Origin of the sequence: Paenibacillus taichungensis, assembly GCF_013359905.1 — a bacterium.
Taxonomy (GTDB): Bacteria; Bacillota; Bacilli; order Paenibacillales; family Paenibacillaceae; genus Paenibacillus; species Paenibacillus taichungensis.
Genome location: NZ_JABMCC010000027.1, coordinates 1 through 704 on the forward strand (window position 1 = coordinate 1; position 704 = coordinate 704).

At 50.6% G+C, this 704-nt stretch carries 5 tRNA genes and 1 rRNA gene; all 6 read right to left on the reverse strand.

The features are described 5' to 3' along the window. Nucleotides 1-59: 59 nt before the first annotated feature. Nucleotides 60-133: transfer RNA gene (locus HP548_RS00130), tRNA-Met, on the reverse strand. An 18-nt stretch (nt 134-151) separates the two neighbouring features. Further along, a tRNA-Val gene (locus HP548_RS00135) sits at nt 152-227 on the reverse strand. 70 nt (nt 228-297) lie between these two features. Further along, nucleotides 298-369 (reverse strand) — tRNA-Glu (locus tag HP548_RS00140). 6 nt (nt 370-375) lie between these two features. After that, nucleotides 376-467 (reverse strand) — tRNA-Ser (locus tag HP548_RS00145). 3 nt (nt 468-470) lie between these two features. Continuing rightward, nucleotides 471-546, reverse strand: a tRNA-Asn gene (locus tag HP548_RS00150). Between the two features lie 68 nt (nt 547-614). Next, nucleotides 615-704: ribosomal RNA gene (locus tag HP548_RS00155) — 23S ribosomal RNA — on the reverse strand; the annotation flags it as partial.

The following is a 704-nucleotide window of genomic DNA, read 5'->3' on the forward strand; positions in this document are numbered from 1 at the left end:
CAGGCATGTTAGGCCAACTACACCACGGTTCCAGATCACTTTCTTGATAGAAAGTATAATTGCGGGGGCAGGATTTGAACCTGCGGCCTTCGGGTTATGAGCCCGACGAGCTACCGGGCTGCTCCACCCCGCGTCGTTATTAAAATTTATATGGTGGAGGCTGAGGGGATCGAACCCCCGACCCTCTGCTTGTAAGGCAGATGCTCTCCCAGCTGAGCTAAGCCTCCGAACAACACATTTATGATCTTATCATAAAACTGCTGTGTAAATCAACTTCTTTTTTTTCGAAGTTAGATATGACCCGTAGGGGATTCGAACCCCTGTTACCTCCGTGAAAGGGAGGTGTCTTAACCCCTTGACCAACGGGCCTTGCTATGGCGGAGAGAGAGGGATTCGAACCCTCGAGACGCTTGTGGCGCCTACACGATTTCCAATCGTGCTCCTTCGGCCAACTCGGACACCTCTCCATATGGCTCCCCGAACAGGGCTCGAACCTGTGACAACTCGATTAACAGTCGAGTGCTCTACCAACTGAGCTATCAGGGAATAATGCTTCAGAGATCATTCTCTGAAAACTAGATCCGAAACGAAATGTGCGATTTACAACTTGCATATTGGATAAGCCCTCGACCGATTAGTACTGGTCAGCTCCATGCATTGCTGCACTTCCACCCCCAGCCTATCTACCTCGTCGTCTTCAAGGG